The following is a 16,457-nucleotide window of genomic DNA, read 5'->3' on the forward strand; positions in this document are numbered from 1 at the left end:
ATCTATTTATATCATCACTCACCGTTCCTATTTGCTCACTTAATCAGCCGATATTTTCTGCTTTACTGCATCATGTGGCGCTAACTTTGAGCATTTAATGATAAATATTTGCTTTAAATGGTTAATTTACATTTCGGGACTTGAAATATCACAATCATCCTCGATTTAATATATTGAATGAACCTAATTTATAACTGAGCATATGAACAATCAAAATAAACCTGAAATAATGACCATCGATGATCAGAACTTTGGTAGCCATGTAGAACATTGGAGTCTACTGACTGACAATCCTACAACTGAAGTCCCGAAATGGTTAGGTCAGGCTTTAGATGCTCCTGTTATGCCTATGGGCTTATGCGAACAAGAATGTGATATGGATGAGAAAGTTTGGCTCATTCAAGGTCCTGAGAATTCAGCCATTAAACTTGCTCAAGTCATTGCTGTAGAAGATGGCAAACCTAAAGCAGTAAAAACGGCCTTTCCAATTTTTGATAGTCCTTATTCAGTCAATGCAACCATTGAACGTATTATTACCTGTGAATCAAACACACAAGCCGTTTTAGCACTACAATTAAGCCCGAACAGTACTGTCTATGCTTTTGATAGCCTTTATGCGGTGAATCACACCCAATATCAAAAAGATCAAACTTATAAAGTACAATTTAGTGCTTGGGCTTATGAACTTGAAAAAGTTTCAGATCAAGAGCAAATTATTGTTGATGATCCTGCATCAATCAAACACCATCGCGCATTAAACGATATTCTCTTTGAGCATAACGGCGTTACACCTGACAATCTTCAAGAATTAATTGAAGCTTGGGAACCAAAGTCAGAAGATGATAAAGCGCCAGTCACTGTCGATTTTTCTAAAATGGTTGCTTACCTTTATGGTGAAACCATTGGACAAGAAGACGAAGCATGGTTCCAAGGTAAGGTGGTAGGTAAAACTCAAATGCAGTTTATGCAACAAGATTATACTGTTTATGATGTAACACTGATCTTAGAAGAAAATCAACCTGCAACACTTATTCGTATTACCACAAAAAATGAAGCTTTCAAAAACTTTGAAATTGGTCAATATATTCGTGGCAACATCTGGATTCAAGCCAATGTTTATTGCCAAGATAAATGATTATTTTTAATTAAATTTATATTCAATCCTTCAGCATCTTAGATAGAGTGAGTCTAACTCATTTATCTAAGATGTCTTTTTTTGATGTTATTTTACGAGCTATAAAAACTCAATACTTGATTTTTATCATACTTTTTTTTGATCTATAAAGTTTTCACTTCATTCGATGTTCTACATACGCATAAAAAATTCATTACCTCTTTCCTTAGATAGGCATATTAAAAGTTTTATCTCAGAATTTTTTTAAGATTTTAATCTTAAACTAAACATTATTACGCTATAAGTTGAAGCATATTTTTTATCCAATGAAACTAAAAAAACTTATAACGGAAATTGATCTACTTGATTCATTGCCTATTTATCTAGTTTAATTCTCATTCATTTAGATTTATTCTGTATCTAATTTCGATATTATTATGAACATTTTTAATCGTCTCATTTTTATTTTTTAAATTCAAAATAAGTCTTTAGGTTAAAAATTGATTTATATTTAAAAAGTAAATAGCACAATAAAAGTACTAATTCATTGTTTTTCTTTTAGATAATCAAAATGAATGAATAAATCATATTTTTATTATATTATATATGCCTATATTTTATCCACAGCTTTATATTAATTTATCTTTTTTGAATTCAAAAATACAAGTGGGTAAAATCACTCACTCAATGATAAATTTTATATTAATGTAAATTAGTGCTTTATTTAACCAATCGATTATGTTAAAAATAGAAACCTTATAGGATTTAACAATAATTTTAAAATCCAGGCTCAGTAATGAAAATTATACCTGAACAATCAACCAGTCTGATAAATGAAGATCGTGGTTTTCGCTTACGTTTAGATAAAGGAGCGTTTTGCTTTTTTTTCTTAGGTATGTTTCTAACCGCTATGATTTTTCATTATTTGGGAATATTCCCAACAGTTTAATTTCGTCTTAATAAAACCCATGTCATTTTAAAATTAAATCCAAAAAAAATCCTCTTTCGAGGATTTTTTTACATTCAAATAAATGGCTTAACCATGATTATTTGCAAAATCGTCCATAAAGTTTACAAGCGCTTGTACACCTTCTAATGGGACAGCATTGTAAATACTTGCACGCATACCACCGACTGAACGGTGACCTGCAAGATTAAGCAAATGATTTTCTTCAGCTTCTTTCAAGAATAATTTGTCTAAATTATCATCAGCCAAAGTAAATGGCACATTCATGATCGAACGGTTTGCTTCAAATATTGGATTTGCATAAAAGTCACTTGAATCAATATAACCATAAAGCAATTTTGCTTTTTCTAAGTTACGCTGATGCATGACTTCTACACCCCCCTGTTCAAGTAACCATTCAAACACAAGACCTGATAAATACCAGGCATACGTTGCTGGTGTATTTACCATTGATTCATTTTTAGCTTGTGAGCCATATTGTAATAAACTTGGAATTTCAGGTTTCGCTTGATCTAATAAATCATCACGAACAATCACTAGCGTTAACCCTGCAGGACCAATATTTTTTTGCGCACCTGCATAAATTAAACCAAATTTAGATACATCTAATGGTGCAGATAAAATACTTGATGATAAATCTGAGACTAAAGGTGCTTCAACTTGTGGAATACCTGCAAATTGAATACCACCAATGGTTTCGTTATCTGCATAATGCACATAAGCAGCATCTTTAGATAAATTCCATTCACTTTGCGCACTGATCGCAAGTTTGCCATCAATTTTTGTACCTGCTTCAATGATATTAATATCACCGTAGCGTTGTGCTTCTTTGGTCGATTTTTCTGACCAAATTCCTGTATGGATATAATCAGCTTTGTTATTTTTACCCAAAAGGTTTAATGGAATTGCAGAAAACTGAAGTGAAGCACCGCCTTGTAAAAACAGTACTTTGTAGTTTTCTGGAATGTTCATTAACTGACGCAAATCTGCTTCCGCTTTTTCAGCCACAGCCACATAGTCTTTACTACGATGACTCATTTCCATAATGGATAAACCTTTACCATGCCAATCCAACATCTCTTGTTGAGCTTTTTCTAAAACGGCAGTAGGTAATGCAGCAGGACCAGCACAGAAATTGTACGCGCGCATGAGTTTTCCCTTTATGAAAGTGAAACGAATGAAATAGGCGCATTTAACCACAATTTGATGGTTCTTGCAGTAGCTTTGTCAGTCAAACTTTCAATGTGATTATAGGTTTAGAGCTGAGTTTTCAATAACAAAAGTTGAATGTTTCAATATTTTTCTATTTGATTATTCATTACAATTTAACTCATTTTCGCAATTTAATCATTTACGGAACTCTGTGGATTCTGGCTCATCACTAAAATTGCTATAAAATTTATATGCTATCCTTCTTTCAGGTGAATTTACACTATTAAGAATGTTGCCTTATTTTCAAAGAAAAATATTCACACAGTTTAATAGTTTTTCCTCCATACTTTTCTATATTCCGTATTTACAACTAAAGAAAAAATAAAAAATAAAAAAACTAAGCTACAAAAACCACACAGTGTAACTTTATGATTAGATTATTTATTCTAGTGAATCAAGGTTAGAATGGTTTTAAATTTAGACAAATGCTGATGATTTTGCAGATGAAATTTAAAACCAATAACACGCGAAAAGCATTGCCTCATTCTATCCAACTCATCACTTTCATGAGTTTTTTGTCATGCTTTACACAAGGTATATTTGCTGAAAATCTCAGTTATGCTGAAGCTGAACAATATATTCTACAAAACTCATATAGCTCACAAGCCAGTCAGGCTTTAAATCAAGCCTCAAAACTACAAGCCGAAGCTGTTAAAGGCATTGGTTTACCACGTGTTGATCTCAATGTCCGTGCTTATAAATTTCATAGTGAAACAGATATTCCACTGGATTCTTTTAAAGGTAATTTAGAAAAGACACTGTCACAAGGTGTCAATGATAAAGTCAATCAATGGCAATCTGAACAGAATATTCCATCAGGTATTGCTGATCCCTTAAAACAAGGTTTGACTCAAACTATTCATAGTGGCATTGGTTTATTTCCAGACACAGCCAATGTGGTATTGGAAGATGAAGTCATCACTCCGACTATTTCTGTTCTGATGCCACTTTATACAGGGGGTGTTACCACTTCAACCAAACAACTGGCCAATATCAAATCTGAACGCAGCCAATTGGACAGTAAACAACAACAAGATATACAACGCTTTGAAATCATTCAAGCTTATTTTAATGTACAACTGCAAAAACAATTATTAAATGCGAGTAATTTTAACTTATCTGCAATGCAACAACATTATGACAATGCCCTAAAATTGGAACGACAAGGATTCATCAGTAAAGGACAACGTATGCAATTTGAGGTGGTTCGAAATAATGCACAACGTGCCTCTCAAAGCTCTGAAGTTAATTTGCAAGCTAGTCAATTTCAACTACAAAATCTACTCCATAAACAATCGGTTGATCAGCTCACAACACCTTTGTTTGTGAATAATCAACAAAGCCAATCGATCAATGATTTATTGGCATCCTACCCAGAAACATCCAGCCTCATTCGTAAAATGCGAATGGATACACGCTTAGCCGATGAAAATATCAAAATTCAAAATGCAGCAAAAAAACCGAATCTTTTTGCCTTTGGTGAATATAGTTTAGATGATAAGCAAAATTGGATTGTTGGGGTGGTTGCTCGGTATAACTTATTTTCAGGCATTGATAAAAACAAAAACATACAAGCGGCTGAATTACAGCGCTATGCAACAGAGCTTATCACTGCACGAACGCAGCAGGAAATCGAAAATTTAATCTATAAATCGTATAGTGAAATGCATTCTGCACAAAACAATCAACAACTTTTACGTCAAAATGAGAAAGCAGCACAGGAAAATTTAAGAATCCAACAACTTTCTTTTAAAGAAGATATGGGCACAGCAACGCAAGTGATTGATGCTCAAAATCAAATGAATGCTTTAAAAACTGAAATGGCGATGAATGCCTACAAATATGTCATGTCATTGGCAACATTATTACAAAGCCATGGTTCTATCGATCAGTTTAAAAACTATGTCAGTCAAAATAATACCGACTTTATTCGTTAATGGATGGGGAAATGAAATGAATCAAGATAAAGATCAAATGCCTCAACAAACGGATGAGCAAAACGACAGTCCACAGGATGATCAAAGTAATTCTGTGAATAATACTGACTTGAAACAGACCAGTATTTCTGCAAATCAAAATGAAACCCAACCATCAGTAGATATGCAAAATTCGGAGCAACCTAAAGCTGATGAGCCACTCTCTTTAAAAAACCAAGAAAAAAATACTGCTACCGATACATCATCCAATCAATCCAAAGCTAAGAAAAAAGCATTTATTGTAATTGGGCTGATCATTTTGATTGCTCTTTTAGGGCTCATTGCTTTTGGTTTATGGAAAAGTTATCAACCTAAAACTGTGGATGTTCAAGGACGTGTCGAAGCAGAAACGATTCACATCAGTACCAAAGTGCCTAGTCGCATTGAAGAAATCTTTGTACAAGATGGCCAGAAAGTAAAAAAAGGACAAGCTTTGGTACGTTTAAGCAGTCCCGAAATTGAGGCGAAAAAACAACAAGCTTTAGCCATGCTTCAATCGGCACTTGCGTTACAGTCCACAGCAGACAGAGGGTCACAACAAGAAAATATTGCTACGCTTTATGCAAATTGGCAAAGTATGAAAGCACAAGAAAATTTAGCCAATATAACCTATCAACGTGGGGCTACGTTATTTAATCAGGGTGTTATTTCACGACAAAGACGTGATGAAATGCATGCAGCCGCACAATCTGCAAGCCAACTGACTGAAGCTGCCTATCAACAATATGCGCGTGCCAAACGTGGTAGCACCACAGAACAAAAATCTACGGCGGATGCGCAAGTGACCATTGCTAAGGCAGCCGTAGCAGAAGCCAATGCTTTAGAAACTGAAACAAAACTGGTCTCACCAATTAATGGTACTGTTTCTAAAATATATGGGAAACCTTCTGAACTTGTTGTCACTGGAGTACCTGTTGTCAGCTTAATCCAAGATGATGAAATGTGGATCAGTTTGAATGTTCGAGAAGATCAATATGCTCAAGTTTATCAAGCTAAGGCATTAGATGGATTTATTCCTGCGCTCAATAAAATAGTACCATTTAACATTAAAAACATTGATGCTGAAGGTGATTTTGCAACCATCAAAACAACTCGACAAACGGGTGGCTATGACATTCGTAGCTTTAAAGTCAAACTCGCCCCTGCTGACGAGTTGAAAGATTTAAAAGTCGGTATGAGTGTGATTTTTAAACTGCAAGAGAGCAAAGAATAATGCTTGCCTGCATGTTACGAGAACTTCGATATTTACTTACACATAAATGGGATTTGTGCTTAGTCACACTTGCCCCTCTCTTTATTATCGTTCTTTTTAGCAGCATGTTTTATTCAGGTAAAGCAGAACATTTACCCATTGCCATTATTGATCAAGACCAAAGCGAGTTGAGTCAAAATATTGAAAAATACTTAAGCCATAACACAACAGTCAGTATTTACACGGTTTCTGAAAGTCAGGATGAGGTCGAAAAATTACTCAATCAAACCAAAATTTGGGGTTATGTACTCATTCCAAATGGTGCAGAACAACGCTTGGTTCAAGCCAAAGATGCTCAAATCAGTATTGCCTTTAATCAGTCATATTTCAGTATTGGCAATAGTATATCTTCTGCCATGATGGTTTCCACCTTAGAAGGTATTGCTGATTTTGCAAAAAACTCCTATTTTGAAAATACGATTCCTTATCTCGATCTATCCACTGCAAATGTCAAAATTTCGCCACTCTATAATCCGAATTTAAGTTATGAGTTCTATTTAGAGCCTTTTATGATTCCTGCAATTTTGCACTTATTACTCTGTTGCTGTGTCGCCTTTGCTGTTGGTCAAGAAATCAAATATGGTTCTGTACAAAATTGGGTAGATGGCGAATCTGCCTCTAAAGCCTTACTCGCAAAAAATCTTGTTTATATCTTAATCTTTTGTTTTTGGACATGGGCTTGGATGTTCTGGTTGATTATCACTCGTGGATGGTTTGTTGCCGGTAGTTTGTGGATGATTCTACTTGGACAATTCTTTTTATATTCAGCTTATGCCTTTATCAGTAGCACCGTTGTTTTAGCCACACAAAATTTATCTAAAACATTTGGTTTTATTGCCGTCTATGGCGGTTCATCACTAAGTTTTGCAGGGGTCACTTTGCCCTTGAATAATGCGCCTATTTTTACCAAATTTTGGGCGAATATCATTCCTTATACACCTTATGCTAAATTACAAACGGAACAATGGGTGGTTGGAAGCCCTGCCTATATTTCACTGATTCCACTTGGCATATTATTGATGTACTGTATTTTTTATTATTGCGTATCTTCCTTATTACTCAAAAAACGATGGATGCAATCAGTTCAAGGAGACATCCATGTCTGATTTTTTTAAACGATCAAAAATATTTTTAACAGATTTAATAAAATACTATTTCCAAACTTTTAAAAATATTGCATCAAATTCTTCAATTTTGACCACAATGGTATTGTCGGTATTTTTCTATAGTTTTTTTTATCCAACTGCGTATAAAGCACAACAAGCTGAAGCCTTGCCCATTGTGATTGTCGATGAAGAACAAAGTCTTCTCAGCAATAACATTATTACCCAAGTCGCAAAAAGCCCCAACGTCAGAATTCAGCAAGTCACTGGCAATTTTGAAGATGCCAAGCGAATGGTTCAAGAACAAAAAGCAGACGGCATTCTTTTCCTCCCCGAAAACTTATCGAATAGTATTGCACGAGGTGAAACGGGCGGGATTGGTTTGTATTTAAGTGCAGCCTATTTTCTTAAAACCAAACAAATCGGTTTAGGTATCACAACCTCAGTTGAAAACTCGATTGCTGAACAAGCTGCACGTTTTGGAAAAATTTCGCATTTTCACCCTTCGATTCCCATTCATCAAATTCCTTTATTCAATACCCTTTCAGGATATGGCAGTTATATTTTTCCTGCGATTGCACCTTTAATTATTCATCAAACCATTGTTTTAGGTTTATGCATGCTGCTTGCCGGTTATCGTGAACAACACAATGATGGACAACCTTGGCGAGCTAAAACTGCTGAATTTTGGGGAATATTTTTTGCAGCTTTAACCATTGGTTGTTTAGGCTGTTATTACCTTTTTGGCTTTACCTATTGGTTGAATGATTATCCACGGGGTGGAAACTTTTGGGGGATGTTGATTGCAGTTCCCATCTATATCAGTTGTGTGATTAGTATGGCGATGGTCTTAGCCAGCTATTTAGATATTTCAGAACGTGCTGGACATCTGATTGTATTTACCTCTATTCCCTTATTTTTACTTTCAGGTACAGCTTGGCCTATTCAAGCAATGCCAACATGGATGCAATATTTCGCTGAAATTTTCCCATCTACACAGGGAATTAATCTATTTATTCAGCTCAATCAAATGGGTGTACCTACAGACCTCATTATTCCAAAATTAATTTATTTAGCCACTTTGGCGAGTATTTTATTGGTTTGGGGATATTTCCGTTTAAAATACTCATATAAAAAATAGTTGATAAATCTATAACTTTTATTCAAATAATAAATTAATCTTAATATCGCCATCGAATAATTAACTTAAACTGAAATAACTTTAACCAATCAAACATAGATTACATAAAAAAGTTAGCTGACTTCACTTAAATAGATGCAAAATCATCGCCGTTCTAAACCCTCAATACATTAAGTAACATTCTCATGTCTCCCACATTTGAATGAATGTTACGACTTAGCGTGTATCGAAAATTGAAAAAACCTTATTTCGCCAAAATCTGAATTCAAAAGGCTTAGCATGAAGAAAATCAAAATTAGCCTAGCATGGCAAATTGTAATTGCGCTTTTTTTAGGTATTCTGGTCGGAGCATTTCTACACAACTCTCCTGAATTCCGTGATGATATTGTTCACAACTTCCTCCAACCCCTCGGTAAGATTTTTATCAATCTTATTAAGATGATTGTGATTCCACTTGTACTTTCAATGCTAATTTTAGGTATTGCTAATGCAGGTGACAGTAAAAGTGTCGGTAAACTTGGTTTTAAAACCATTGTTTATTTTGAAATTATTACCACAATCGCCATTATTGTTGGTCTAGTTGCTGCCAATGTATTCCAGCCTGGTGCTGGAATTGACATGTCAAAGTTAACCACTTCTGATATTTCACAATACCAACAAACTTCGCAAGAAGTCAGTCACCAAGCGCATGGTTTGGTGAATACCATACTGTCACTTATTCCATCGAATATTTTTTCTGCAATGAATGATGGGCATATGTTACCCATTATTTTCTTTGCCGTAATTTTTGGTGTTGGTTTAGGTTCACTTGCGAAAGAAACTAAACAGCCACTGATTGATGTGTTAAAAGCTGTTTCTGAAACCATGTTTAAAGTGACACACATGATTATGATGTTTGCACCTTTTGGTGTATTTGGTTTAATCGCTGCAACTGTCGCAAATTTCGGATTCAGTTCATTGCTTCCATTGCTTAAACTGGCTTTATTGGTTTACGGCACAATTCTGTTCTTTATTTTTATCGTACTGGGTTGTGTTGCCAAATTCTGTGGTTTCAGCATTTGGACAATTATCAAAATCTTAAAAGATGAATTGATTTTAGCCTATTCAACGGCAAGCTCAGAAACTGTATTACCACGTATGATGGAAAAAATGGAAGCTTATGGCGCGCCTAAATCCATTACCAGTTTCGTAATTCCAATTGGTTATTCATTCAATCTTGATGGATCTACGTTGTACCAAAGTATTGCTGCAATTTTCATTGCACAGTTATATGGCATTGATTTGAGTATTACGCAGCAAATTGTTTTGGTTTTAACCTTAATGATTACCTCTAAAGGGATTGCGGGTGTGCCTGGCGTTTCTTTTGTTGTTTTGTTAGCAACCTTAGGTAGCGTGGGTATTCCATTAGAAGGACTTGCATTTATTGCTGGTATTGACCGTATTTTAGATATGGCACGTACTGTATTAAATGTTATTGGTAATGCTTTGGCGGTGCTTGTGATCAGTAAATGGGAAGGTAAATTCGATACTGAAAAGCAAAAAAATTATGATATTAAAGCGCACAATGCTTTGTAATACATAATCTCAAAATAGCCGAATAAAAAAGGAAGCATAGTGCTTCCTTTTTTAATTCATTTGCTTTGCTGTTCAACATACTGCTTAATATTTTTAGCAATCTTATTCGGTTGACTTAGAATCCCCCAATGCCCTGCTTTGACCTCACTATAACTAAGATCGCTTGCCCATTCCTGCATTCCTTCACATAAATAAGCAGGTACAAAAGGATCCTTGGTCATCATCAACATATTCACAGGAATAGTTGTTTTTCGGGTACTCGGATGAAGTAAACCCTTTTGTAAATTCTGTCGATACAATCCTAAGCCACCGGTGGCATTACGCAATTGCTTAGCATTGGCTTGGACAGTGACTTTCTCCATTTTCCCCACAAATTTCGGCCAAATATAAGATAAACCAGCAAACCAAGTCAGTTCAGGTAAAACGGGAATTTGTAATATGGCCATATAACTCGAACCTGCTAATCGCTGAATTACATTGCGATAACCTTGTAATGTTCCACTTTGCCACTGGCGCTTAAACCACCAACCGACATGATCTATACTTGGTGTCATTGCCGTATAAGACTTAATTTGAATTTTAAGCGGATCATCCAACACAGCTTCCCAAGCCTGTAATGCTCCCCAATCATGACCCACAAGATGTACAGCTTTATTTGGACTGACTGAATTAATCACACTGCTTAAATCTTCAACCAAATAGCTAAATGCGTACTCTTTTTTATCTACAGGAATATCAGATAACCCTGTCCCTCTCACATCATAAGCCACTACATTAAAATCATCTTTGAGGAATTGAGCAATCGCTTCCCATACCTCAGCAGAATCAGGGTAACCATGAATCAATACAATCGTTTCTCGCTCATGATCAATTTCACCCCAATGATATACAGCAAGGCAAATATCTTTTGAGTTCACATAGGTTGTGGTTTTTACTATATTGATACTATTCATTATTGATATCCAACTCAATGTATTTGAGCGGCTAAGACCGCAGGTGATTGATTCAGATAATCTTGAGCCAGTTCCGTAGATGCTTCGTAATAAGGATGATAATTCGGTTTAAAAAATCGTAAAGATGTTTTCAAAAACCAAACTGGACCAGGCATATAGCCATTTTGATCTGAATGATGCCAAGCCTTCCAAAATTCCCATTTTAAAATATTGGTTTTAGATTTAGGAATACTGGAATCTGTCTTTGCCAATTGAGCCGTTCCAATCGCCATTAAATAGACAAAAACAGGTGCTGTAATCATCATGACGCCAGCTCGTAATGCATAACTTCCATTGATATGTTGATATAAATCATAAGCAACTGTGCGATGTTCCACCTCTTCTGCACCATGCCATAAGAATAAATCACTGACTACAGAATCACATCCGCGCTCGCCCCAACGGGAACGTTCTAAAGTATATTGCCCTAAACCTGCGGTAAAATGCTCTGCAGCTGCAACCAAACCAACACGTGCATCTAGCCATAATTTATCTAAAAATTTAGGTAGCTTTATTCCCATGGGCTTATCTGCAAGTAATTGATCAAAAAGATAAACAACGCGTTGATATTGATCTTCAACTTTTATCCCATAATTCTGCAAATATTCTTCAATCGATACTTTATGCGCTTGTGAATGATTGGCTTCTTGTTGAATAAACGTTTTTACATCCTGATAAAGCTTTTCATCGTAGATATAAGGCAATGCCTTATTAAACATACGGCAGAAAAAATACTCTCCGCGTACCAATGTAAAACTAAAATGATTCACAGCATGACTCGCAAATGGATCCTGTGGAATCCAATGCAGAGCTGATGTCTTCCAATCGAATTTGACCTTTCGTGGAATTAATGACCAATTTGCAGTAGAAGCTTGATTAAAATTAATATTCATATTTTCATCTCTTATTTTTTCTATTTCAGCGATGTGAAGCCCACGCTTTCATTTTAGAAAACCATTGATGCGAGGTTGAAGCTTATTTGGGAAGCTATTTTAAACAACTAGTTCCAAAATAGAACTCGCTAAAAACAAGATATCCATGAGACTGAAACGTGTCAATTCATCCTGTCTAACAATGAAAATGTTGTCCTAAAATGACAGTGATATCGCTTTATCCGACACATTAAAAATGTAAAAAAGGAAGCTTATGCTTCTCTGCGGTGACTGTAAAATACTCTGTTAGATTCAATTTAAAGTGGTTGCACCCAGAAGCCTACAATCTCATCACCTCCATCATGACCCTTATATACAACCGAAAATAAAATAGGCTGATTAGGATAATCATATTTATATCCAATTTTTGTAACTTTCCCTAAGGGAGGTTCGATTGCTTTCATTGTCATTACAATGGATGGATTTTTCGCTTCATAATTAGGTAAAATTTCAAATACTGCTTTTAATACATCTGGTTTCTGATCAAGTTCAACTCTTATATTCGGGCCAACTAAAGTATGAATATTTCCTATATCACGTTGTATAACAGCATGATATAACTGTTCCGCTTTTTCATTTTGTGCGGTACTACTTTCAGGAATTTGTGCTTCCAATTTATTCAATATTGTATCTTTAATTTTTTCACATGCAGATAATGGCATAATTAATAGCAGTAATATTATGAGTTTTTTCATTTTAATCTCGTTATTTTTATTTCAATTTTTAATTAATTTTATTCTAACGCAACTGATAAATAATGCAAAAAAAGAGCGCCTCAGCGCTCTTTTTCTTTAGATTAAAACTTAATCTTCTTCAGGCTCATTTAAGTCTGATTCATTTTCAGTTTGATCTATAATTGTTTCATCATCCACCAAAGTTTCAGAATCAATTGAAGCATCTGTAGTGACTACTTCTTCACCATCAATCACTTCAACGAATTCATCTTCCTCAACAGCTTCAACCGCAACAACACCCACCAAGACTTCATCTTGACCTAAACGAATCAAGCGAACACCTTGTGCATTACGACCTGTCGTTGCAACTTCAGATGCACGAGTACGGACTAAAGTACCACCATCTGAAATAAGCATCAGCTCTTTGCTTTCATCAATAGAAACAGCACCGACCAATTCACCGTTACGCTCAGATGTTTTAATTGCAATTACACCTTTACCACCACGTTTCTTGGTTGGGAAGTCACCTACTGGCGTACGTTTACCATAACCATTGGCACATGCACACAGCACTTCGCCTGTTTCAGGTACCACCACCAATGAAACGATACGGCTAACAACATTCGTGTCAGAAGAATCTTCATCATCAGCATCTGTATCTACAACTTCAGCATCATCTTCAGAAGCTGTAACAGCTAAAGCAACACGCATACCGCGTACACCTTTAGCTGAACGTCCCATAGAACGTACATCTGTTTCTGCAAAACGAATCGCTTTACCTTCATTCGAGAACAACATAATTTGTTGCTCGCCATCAGTAATTGCTACACCGATTAATGTATCTTCTTCTTTCAACTCAATCGCACGTAAACCATTTGAACGAACATTACTAAATTGTTCTAATTCAACACGTTTAATCGTACCTGAAGCTGTTGCCATAAAGACATAGAAGTTTTTACGAACACTTTCAACTTGTTGAGCAAATTCATTGATGATTTCATCATCTAAATCAGTCGTAGAAAGTTCTACACCCAATTCTTTCAATTGCTTACGTAATGCATCAGAAATATCATCAGCGCCATCTTCAAGCTCTGCTAGTGCAGCTTCAAGTTCAGCAAAATGTGCATTAATCACTTCATTTTCTTGAAGTTTCACAGCATTGGCTTTAACAAATGCTTGGAAAGCTACCAATCGATCTTTAAATTTCTTCGGTGCATCAATCACAGGAAGAATCGCTGTAATCGTTTCATCTGCATCTAAAGGAAGTAAGTTCACCATTGGGCGACCTTTTGCTCCACGAGATGCTTGTGGCACTTCATAGACTTTCAGACGATATACTTTACCGACATTGGTAAAGCAAAGAACTGTTGCATGGTTCGATGTCACAATCAAATGTTGAATGTAATCATCTTCTTTCATTGATGTTGCAGACTTACCACGACCACCACGACGCTGTGCGGCATAATCTGACAATGGTTGAGTTTTTGCATAACCTGTTTTAGAAACCGTCAGAACCATTTGTTCTTCTGGGATCAAATCTTCACGTGAAAAATCAATACGTGATTCAACAATCGATGTTTTACGTGCATCACCATATTGTTGCAGAACCAATGCAAGCTCTTCACGAATCACATTCATCAACAATGTAAAGTCATTTAAAATGGCTGTAAGTTCAGCAATTTGACCTAAAATTTCAGAATATTCAGCATGTAACTTGTCTTGTTCAAGACCTGTTAAACGATGCAAACGAAGTTCAAGAATTGCGCCTACTTGCGTAGGTGAAAGACGGTAAATACCACCATCAAAACCATACGGTTTAGAGAGATCTTCACCATCAATAATTTCTGGACGTACAGAAACCGAACCCGCTTTTTCCAACAAAGCAACAACGCCACCCGCAGCCCATTCGCCTGCTTGTAAACGCTCACGTGCTTCAGCAGGATTTGCAGAAGTTTTGATAGTTTCAATAATCGAATCAATATTCGCTAATGCAACCGTTAAACCTTCTAAGATATGACCACGTTCACGCGCTTTGCGTAATTCGTACATGGTACGACGTGTCACAACTTCTTGGCGATGACGAATAAATGCAGCAATAATATCTTTCAAATTCATTAATTTAGGCTGACCATTGTCTAGGCAAACCATATTGATGCTGAAAGAGTTTTCAAGTTGTGTATTTTGGAATAGGTTATTGACAATCACTTCAGCGTTTTCGCCACGCTTTAAGTCAATTGCAATACGCATCCCATCTTTATCAGACTCATCACGAAGTTCTGAAATACCTTCAAGTTTCTTCTCTTTGACCAATTCAGCAATACGCTCAATTGTTCTCGCTTTGTTGACTTGATAAGGAATTTCAGTAAATACGATGGTGGTACGACCATTCTTCGGATCTTCTTCGAAGTGATATTTACCACGAATATGTAAACGACCTTTACCTGTGCGGTAAGCATCTACAATACCCGATTTACCATAAATGATACCGCCTGTAGGGAAATCTGGGCCAGAAATATGCTCCATCAATCCTTCAATGCTGATCTGTGGATTATTTGCATAAGCCAAACAAGCATTGACAACTTCGGTCATGTTGTGTGGCGCCATATTGGTCGCCATACCAACGGCAATACCCGTCACACCATTAATCAATAAGTTTGGAATACGCGTTGGCATCACCTGAGGAATACGCTCAGAGCCATCGTAGTTGTCTTCCCACTCAACTGTATCTTTTTCAAGATCTGCCAGCATTTCGTGAGTCAATTTGCGCATACGGACTTCGGTATAACGCATTGCTGCGGCACTGTCACCATCGACAGAACCGAAGTTACCTTGACCATCAACCAATTGATAACGCAAGCTAAAATCTTGAGCCATACGAACAATTGTTTCGTATACCGCAGAATCACCATGTGGGTGATATTTACCGATCACGTCACCGACAACACGAGCAGATTTTTTATACGCTTTGTTATAATCATTGCCCAATTCGTGCATCGCAAAAAGTACACGACGATGAACAGGTTTTAAACCATCTCTCACGTCTGGTAATGCACGAGATACAATAACACTCATGGCATAATCGAGATATGAGCTTTTAAGTTCATCCTCAATGGCAATCGGTCTAATTTCCGATACGCTCATGCATACTCCTTATAACAAGCAATGTGGCTTGCTTGATTTATATAATCGATCTTGCAAAAAAATTAGCTCAAAATGACTGAGCTAAAATCTAAAATACAGCCGTAAATTATAGCATAAAACAACTCAATTTTGTGTTTTATCCATCAGCTTAATCTTGTTAATTTTCTACAATTTAATGATTATTTTTCACACATATTTTAAATTTTAAATAACACATGATTTAGGTCGCATCATTTTAAATAAGATCATCAATCCAGCAATGAAATGAATAAAATAAGCACCTAAAGTTTAGTCTTAGATCGCTTATAAAAGTTAGCATATTCGATCATTTACTAATGAAAAATTTACTTGAAGAAATCATTGATTTGACATTAACAA

Annotated in this window: 11 protein-coding genes; 6 read left to right on the plus strand and 5 right to left on the minus strand. The window is 35.9% G+C overall.

Features of this window, described 5'->3' with window-relative positions:
* The first annotated feature begins 202 nt into the window (after nucleotides 1-202).
* Nucleotides 203-1,135 carry a hypothetical protein gene (locus tag B9T35_RS08625; protein WP_086190718.1) on the plus strand — a complete coding sequence of 311 codons (933 nt, stop codon included), beginning with the start codon at nucleotides 203-205 and terminating at the stop codon, nucleotides 1,133-1,135.
* A gap of 1,015 nt (nucleotides 1,136-2,150) precedes the next feature.
* Here B9T35_RS08625 and serC read toward each other — a convergent pair.
* Nucleotides 2,151-3,230: a 3-phosphoserine/phosphohydroxythreonine transaminase gene (gene serC, locus B9T35_RS08630; protein WP_086190719.1), complete on the minus strand. Its 1,080-nt coding sequence runs from the start codon at nucleotides 3,228-3,230 to the stop codon at nucleotides 2,151-2,153.
* A 506-nt stretch (nucleotides 3,231-3,736) separates the two neighbouring features.
* On the opposite strand from serC, the gene B9T35_RS08635 reads away from it, so the two are divergent.
* From B9T35_RS08635 to gltP, 5 genes are all read left to right on the plus strand, one after another.
* Entirely contained in the window at nucleotides 3,737-5,230 is a 1,494-nt protein-coding gene (locus B9T35_RS08635) for a TolC family protein (RefSeq protein ID WP_086190720.1), read from the plus strand.
* A gap of 16 nt (nucleotides 5,231-5,246) precedes the next feature.
* Nucleotides 5,247-6,482: an HlyD family secretion protein gene (locus tag B9T35_RS08640; protein WP_416202430.1), complete on the plus strand. Its 1,236-nt coding sequence runs from the start codon at nucleotides 5,247-5,249 to the stop codon at nucleotides 6,480-6,482.
* A complete protein-coding gene (locus B9T35_RS08645) occupies nucleotides 6,482-7,627 on the plus strand; it encodes an ABC transporter permease (RefSeq protein WP_086190721.1) in 1,146 nt (381 codons plus the stop codon). Before B9T35_RS08640 ends, B9T35_RS08645 begins: the two co-directional genes overlap by 1 nt.
* On the plus strand, nucleotides 7,620-8,765 hold the full coding sequence (locus B9T35_RS08650) for an ABC transporter permease (protein ID WP_086190722.1): 1,146 nt from the start codon (nucleotides 7,620-7,622) through the stop codon (nucleotides 8,763-8,765). The genes B9T35_RS08645 and B9T35_RS08650 overlap by 8 nt, the downstream gene beginning before the upstream one ends.
* 279 nt (nucleotides 8,766-9,044) lie before the next feature.
* Nucleotides 9,045-10,340 (plus strand): glutamate/aspartate:proton symporter GltP, encoded by a 1,296-nt coding sequence (gene gltP / locus B9T35_RS08655; RefSeq protein WP_086190723.1) that lies wholly within the window; start codon nucleotides 9,045-9,047, stop codon nucleotides 10,338-10,340.
* A gap of 56 nt (nucleotides 10,341-10,396) precedes the next feature.
* Here gltP and B9T35_RS08660 read toward each other — a convergent pair whose 3' ends face one another.
* From B9T35_RS08660 to gyrA, 4 genes are all read right to left on the minus strand, one after another.
* Complete coding sequence (locus B9T35_RS08660) at nucleotides 10,397-11,293, minus strand: alpha/beta fold hydrolase (RefSeq protein WP_086190724.1); 897 nt, start codon at nucleotides 11,291-11,293, stop codon at nucleotides 10,397-10,399.
* Nucleotides 11,294-11,307: 14 nt separating this feature from the next.
* Entirely contained in the window at nucleotides 11,308-12,225 is a 918-nt protein-coding gene (locus B9T35_RS08665) for a metal-dependent hydrolase (RefSeq protein ID WP_086190725.1), read from the minus strand.
* A gap of 296 nt (nucleotides 12,226-12,521) precedes the next feature.
* Nucleotides 12,522-12,959, minus strand: coding sequence for a hypothetical protein (locus B9T35_RS08670; protein ID WP_139842014.1), 438 nt, complete (start codon nucleotides 12,957-12,959; stop codon nucleotides 12,522-12,524).
* Between the two features lie 108 nt (nucleotides 12,960-13,067).
* A complete protein-coding gene (gene gyrA, locus B9T35_RS08675; RefSeq protein ID WP_086190727.1) occupies nucleotides 13,068-16,079 on the minus strand; it encodes a DNA gyrase subunit A in 3,012 nt (1,003 codons plus the stop codon).
* Nucleotides 16,080-16,457: the final 378 nt, after the last annotated feature.

It is taken from the genome of Acinetobacter sp. ANC 3832, assembly GCF_002135415.1.
Taxonomy (GTDB): Bacteria; Pseudomonadota; Gammaproteobacteria; order Pseudomonadales; family Moraxellaceae; genus Acinetobacter.

Bases quoted from the DNA above. Each gene is read 5' to 3' on its own strand.
- B9T35_RS08670 (WP_139842014.1), bottom strand. From the start codon at position 12,959: ATGAAAAAACTCATAATATTACTGCTATTAATTATGCCATTATCTGCA.
- serC (WP_086190719.1), bottom strand. From the start codon at position 3,230: ATGCGCGCGTACAATTTCTGTGCTGGTCCTGCTGCATTACCTACTGCC.
- B9T35_RS08660 (WP_086190724.1), bottom strand. From the start codon at position 11,293: ATGAATAGTATCAATATAGTAAAAACCACAACCTATGTGAACTCAAAA.
- B9T35_RS08635 (WP_086190720.1), top strand. From the start codon at position 3,737: ATGAAATTTAAAACCAATAACACGCGAAAAGCATTGCCTCATTCTATC.
- B9T35_RS08645 (WP_086190721.1), top strand. From the start codon at position 6,482: ATGCTTGCCTGCATGTTACGAGAACTTCGATATTTACTTACACATAAA.
- B9T35_RS08640 (WP_416202430.1), top strand. From the start codon at position 5,247: ATGAATCAAGATAAAGATCAAATGCCTCAACAAACGGATGAGCAAAAC.
- B9T35_RS08625 (WP_086190718.1), top strand. From the start codon at position 203: ATGAACAATCAAAATAAACCTGAAATAATGACCATCGATGATCAGAAC.
- gltP (WP_086190723.1), top strand. From the start codon at position 9,045: ATGAAGAAAATCAAAATTAGCCTAGCATGGCAAATTGTAATTGCGCTT.
- B9T35_RS08650 (WP_086190722.1), top strand. From the start codon at position 7,620: ATGTCTGATTTTTTTAAACGATCAAAAATATTTTTAACAGATTTAATA.
- B9T35_RS08665 (WP_086190725.1), bottom strand. From the start codon at position 12,225: ATGAATATTAATTTTAATCAAGCTTCTACTGCAAATTGGTCATTAATT.
- gyrA (WP_086190727.1), bottom strand. From the start codon at position 16,079: ATGAGCGTATCGGAAATTAGACCGATTGCCATTGAGGATGAACTTAAA.